At 47.0% G+C, this 3,856-nt stretch carries 5 protein-coding genes; 1 reads left to right on the plus strand and 4 read right to left on the minus strand.

All coding sequences use genetic code 11. The features are described from left to right. Positions 1-149: 149 nt before the first annotated feature. The 4 genes from asnA to FD01_RS15375 all read right to left on the minus strand — a co-directional run bounded on the left by asnA (position 150) and on the right by FD01_RS15375 (position 3,292). The gene (gene asnA, locus FD01_RS15360) at positions 150-1,157 is read right to left on the minus strand and encodes an aspartate--ammonia ligase (protein ID WP_054719778.1); all 1,008 of its coding nucleotides are present in this window, start codon (positions 1,155-1,157) and stop codon (positions 150-152) included. 364 nt (positions 1,158-1,521) lie between these two features. Beyond that, a complete protein-coding gene (locus tag FD01_RS15365) occupies positions 1,522-1,986 on the minus strand; it encodes a GNAT family N-acetyltransferase (RefSeq protein ID WP_225436161.1) in 465 nt (154 codons plus the stop codon). 42 nt (positions 1,987-2,028) lie between these two features. Beyond that, a complete protein-coding gene (locus tag FD01_RS15370) occupies positions 2,029-2,730 on the minus strand; it encodes an alanyl-tRNA editing protein (protein WP_056965239.1) in 702 nt (233 codons plus the stop codon). A gap of 4 nt (positions 2,731-2,734) precedes the next feature. Further along, a complete protein-coding gene (locus FD01_RS15375; RefSeq protein ID WP_056965241.1) occupies positions 2,735-3,292 on the minus strand; it encodes a LysE family transporter in 558 nt (185 codons plus the stop codon). 110 nt (positions 3,293-3,402) lie between these two features. Here FD01_RS15375 and FD01_RS15380 point away from each other — a divergent pair, with 110 nt between their 5' ends. After that, on the plus strand, positions 3,403-3,804 hold the full coding sequence (locus tag FD01_RS15380; RefSeq protein ID WP_056965243.1) for a MarR family winged helix-turn-helix transcriptional regulator: 402 nt from the start codon (positions 3,403-3,405) through the stop codon (positions 3,802-3,804). Positions 3,805-3,856: the final 52 nt, after the last annotated feature.

Raw genomic sequence — 3,856 nt, forward strand, 5'->3', positions numbered from 1 at the left:
TGGCGAAGAAAGATTCCGTCGAATCAATCTTCGCCATTAAGCTTAGTCTGTTTGTGCGCTTAAAAACATCAAAAGACGCGCTGTGCATACTTTTCGGATTCAAAGCATGCACAGCGCGTCAAACGCGTTTCTACTATATTAATATGATTTTACAGCAAGTGGATGTCATGCGCATCGCAGGCATCGATCATTTCCTGTGGCCATACGCTGGCTTGGACTTCGCCGACATGGGCTTTGCCAAGTAACAACATGCATAAGCGTGACTGGCCGATCCCACCGCCGATGGAATAAGGAAGTTCGCGATCCATGATCTTCTTGTGGAATGGCAGGCTCAAACGATCTTCGGCACCAGCAATCTTCAATTGCTTAGCCATCGCGTCTTCATCGACCCGGATACCCATGGAAGACACTTCGAGTTTGCAATCCAATGGTTCATACCAGAAAATGATGTCACCGTTTAATGACCAGTCATCATAGTCAGGGGCGCGGCCGTCGTGACGCTTGCCGGATTTCAAAGCGCCGCCGATTTGCATGATGAAGACACAGCCGAGTTCTTTGGCAATTTTATCTTCACGTGCCATTGGGTCGAGGTCTGGCCAGCGATCTTCAAGTTCTTGCGTGGTGACAAAATGAATTTCATCTGGTAAATGGTGCACCGCTTCTGGGTACTTGTACCAAACTTCATGTTCCATATGCTTGATCACTTTGAAGATCTGGCGAACCGTAGCTTTTAAGGTTTCAACGGTACGTTGATCCTTGGTGATCACTTTTTCCCAGTCCCATTGATCGACGTAAATGGAGTGGAAGTTGTCGAGATCTTCGTCTTTGCGAATGGCGTTCATGTTGGTGTACAAGCCTTCACCAGGTTGGAAGCCGAATTCACCTAAAGCGTTGCGCTTCCACTTGGCTAAAGAATGCACGATTTCCATTTGGTGGCCTGGCATGTCCTTCATGGTGAAGGATACTGGGCTTTCAACCCCGTTTAAGTTATCGTTTAACCCAGTGGCTTTGTCGACCATCATTGGGGCGGACACCCGAGATAAGTTCAATTGTTTGCCGAATTCATCTTGGAAGGTTTCGCGAATATAGCGAATCGCTTCTTGGGTCTTACGAGGAGACAACTTTGGATCATAACCGGTTGGTGTTAATAAATGCATGAACAAAACTCCCTTGATTTATTTAAGGCAAAATAAAAAAGTCTTTTGCCCCAGCTATCAAGGGACGAAAGACTTCATTTCGCGGTACCACCCAAGTTGTCCGGCATACCCCGGACCACCTCATTAGCGCACGATTTCATGCGCCATCGGATGATAACGTCCCGATCAGACGACCACGCCTACTTTGCAAGGCATTTGGGGTGGCAACTATGAGAGTGTTATTCAAACGACTGGTGTCATCTCGGGTTCTCACTAGCTCCGAGTCACTGTGCGGCCTGATCGTCTTACTTGTCTCTCGTCAGTTTTTCGCTTTGTTTTAATGTTGCCTATCATAGCCGGTATTTGGCTTTTGCGCAAGTCTTTTTCAAAAAAAGTTTTTCCGCGTCCAAATCGCTTCGGTGAAATCACCTTGTGGCGTGGGGATGACAAGACGCTGCCGCGTGTCGCTAAAGCCAGTTCTGGCATAGAGTTGCTGGGCTGGGGCATTGTTGACAAGCACCTTCAAATATTGCTGTGGATACCCGTCAATCAATTCCAACCCAGCATGCAGTAATCGAGTACCGAGGCCGCGATGTTCGTAATCTGGATGAACGTAAAGTGAGTAAAGTTCCCCAAAAGTGGCAAAATGCTCATCGCGACTAGGCCCGGCGGTGACAATCCCGATCGGGGTCGTATTTGAAAAGGCTAAAATCGTATGCTGCCAGCGTTTTTGCGGCTGCCAAGTGGCCGGCGTCAATTGCTTGAGATAAGCTTCAGGGAGCAAATGGCGGTAAGCCACTTGCCAAGTTTCAAAATATAATTGGGCGATGGCAGGCCAATCTTCTGTCATGGTTGCAGGTTTGATCGTGATCATGCCGTTAGTATAACATGTCTACACGGTGGGAAGCATGACTTTAATTCTGCGTTTTTTCGCCCCTTTGCGATGCCACTCGAAGGTGATCGGTTCTGGAATTTCGGCGGTGTTTTGTACATGGGTTCCAGCGCAAGCTTCCTCGTCAAATCCGGCAATTTTGACTAAACGAACTTCAGTGACTGCTTCTGGAATCATTGAAACTAATGTGCGGACATGTTCAGATTCATCGGCCATGGCGTGGCGTTGTACCATGCGCGCAGACACTTCAGCTTGGGCTTGAATCGCCTCATGCACAGCCTTTGCAAGTTGTTCTTGGGTGAAGCCTTCAGCGAGTTCGGCGGACTCAAATTGTAATTCAATGCGCGCATGGTCTTGTGCAATTTGGTTACTGGAAACTTTAGCGCCAGCTTTTGACGCAATCGCGGCAATTAAATGCAACAACGTATGATATTGGCAGTTCTGCTGACGCTGGGCGCCATTAATATGTTGGAAAATAGGGGTCACGTGGTCGGTGATCGGATGATCAAGGGTATATGTATTGGTGTCGTCGATGGCTTGAATGTCAAAGCGTTGATCCCCTTGCGTCAACCAAGCATGATCTTGCGGTTGTCCGCCGCCGCCTGGATAAATGATCGTGTCGGCAAATTGAACTTGATCACCATCCAGTCGCTTGATTTCGGATTGAAATTCTGTTTGTTTCGGATCAACTAAATATTGCATACTGCTACCTCCATAAATCGATGGCTGAAAAGACTAATAACAACGCGACGAAGCTGTTGACCAGGCGAAAATGCTTTTGATAAAACGCATTGATCAGCTGGCCGCCGCCAGTCCATAAGAAAGTCCCGAGACTGCCCACAACCACCATCAACAACCAACGCGCAGGGATCGTTGCCAATATTCCTGGCAAGCTAAAGGCGCCTAAGCCCGTAATGAAATACAAATAAACCTTGATATTCGTCAGTTGGAGCAACAAGCCAGTAGTGAAGGCACCACTTCCAGAATCATTGGAATTTGGGCGACTGATGGCTACGTGATAAGCCAGATATAACAAATAAGCAGAACCGACGACTTTCATCCCACCAATAAAAGTAGGGGTATGTTGGAGCCAGTCAGCGAACAAGCCAGCGACGATGCCAATGGCACCCATGCCACAAGCCATCCCGAAATTTAATTGCCAAGATTTCGTAAACCCTCGCGTTTGCCCGGATACCATGGCCATGATGGTATTGGGTCCTGGGGTGATGGACATGATGATGATAAAACTGATAAATGCAAACATAAGCGAGCTCCTTTTTATTGCAAATGCAATGAGTTGTTAAAATCGAGTTTACAAGTAAGTCATTGCAAATGCAATAATTATTTTGTAAACTTTAACTCAGGAGGTGGCTTATGTTAGACATTATTCGCGATATCGGTGCCATTACGCGGACCATTCAAATTCGTAGCAATGCGGAATTTCGCCCACTTGATTTGGATAATAATCGTTTTATTTACTTAATTCGGGTTTGTGAACAACCAGGAATGTTTTTAGGAGCGTTGGCAGATTCCATTCAAATTGATCGCACGACTGCTTTTCGTACCGTGAAAAAATTAGTCGCTGATGGCTGGCTACGCCTGGAATCTGATGACTCAGATAAACGCCTGCGCTGTGTTTATCCAACGGCCAAAGCTCAAGCCTTATATCCAAAGTTACATGCCTTCGAGCTGGCGCAATCTGAGCATATGTTGGCGCAATTGACCCCTGCAGAAGTCAAACGCTTGGCGGCGTTGATGACCAAATTACAGGCATAAACCTGGATTATTCACCTCGGTATTTGGGACATGAAATCGCATCTGGCCGGTC

Source organism: Lacticaseibacillus manihotivorans DSM 13343 = JCM 12514 (assembly GCF_001435035.1).
In the GTDB taxonomy this organism is placed as follows: Bacteria; Bacillota; Bacilli; order Lactobacillales; family Lactobacillaceae; genus Lacticaseibacillus; species Lacticaseibacillus manihotivorans.

Bases quoted from the DNA above. Each gene is read 5' to 3' on its own strand.
- FD01_RS15370 (WP_056965239.1), bottom strand. From the start codon at position 2,730: ATGCAATATTTAGTTGATCCGAAACAAACAGAATTTCAATCCGAAATC.
- FD01_RS15365 (WP_225436161.1), bottom strand. From the start codon at position 1,986: ATGACAGAAGATTGGCCTGCCATCGCCCAATTATATTTTGAAACTTGG.
- asnA (WP_054719778.1), bottom strand. From the start codon at position 1,157: ATGCATTTATTAACACCAACCGGTTATGATCCAAAGTTGTCTCCTCGT.
- FD01_RS15375 (WP_056965241.1), bottom strand. From the start codon at position 3,292: ATGTTTGCATTTATCAGTTTTATCATCATCATGTCCATCACCCCAGGA.
- FD01_RS15380 (WP_056965243.1), top strand. From the start codon at position 3,403: ATGTTAGACATTATTCGCGATATCGGTGCCATTACGCGGACCATTCAA.